The 670-nt window shown below is 54.5% G+C and carries 1 protein-coding gene; it reads left to right on the forward strand.

The window, feature by feature from the left end; all coding sequences use genetic code 11:
- The coding region (locus tag L5L98_RS22300; RefSeq protein ID WP_263143584.1) for a hypothetical protein at window positions 1-670 on the forward strand (670 nt) is incomplete at both ends.

Raw genomic sequence — 670 nt, forward strand, 5'->3', positions numbered from 1 at the left:
ATAGCGCCGACCGTCAGCAATGCCTTCATTGGCATTTCCGGTGCGACCGGAACCGGAGGCGCCTACAAGATTGGCGATACGGTCACTGCCAGCTGGGACAACTCCGCCTTTGGCGACGATAACAGCGATACCATCAGTGCCGCGACTGTCAACTTCAGCCAATTTGGTGGTGGTGCAGCCGTTGCAGCAACTAACAGTAGTGGTACTTGGACTGCAACCTACACGATAGTGGCTGGTGCGATTGACACCACCAACCGGAATATTTCCTTCAGTGCAACCGATAACGCGGGCAATACCACGACAACGGCAGACACCAGCAACGCGACACTCGATAACGTTGCACCTTTTGTGTCCGATGTGTATATCGGTATTTCCGGCGGCACAGGTACTGCTGGCGCTTACATAGTAGGCGATACAGTGACGGCCAGCTGGGACAACTCTGCCATTGGCGACGATAACAGCGATACTATCAGTGCTGCAACGGTCGACTTCAGCCAGTTTGGTGGGGGTGCCGCTGTGGTGGCAAGCAATAACAGTGGCACTTGGACGGCTACTTATACCTTGGTAGCAGGCGCCATCGATGCCTCCAATCTTAATGTGTCAGTCACTGCGACGGATAATGCAGGCAATACCAGAACCCAGGCCGATAGCAGCAATGCCGTTGTGGATA

The sequence above is a fragment of the Shewanella sp. SM23 genome, from assembly GCF_025654295.1.
GTDB lineage: Bacteria > Pseudomonadota > Gammaproteobacteria > Enterobacterales > Shewanellaceae > Shewanella > Shewanella oncorhynchi.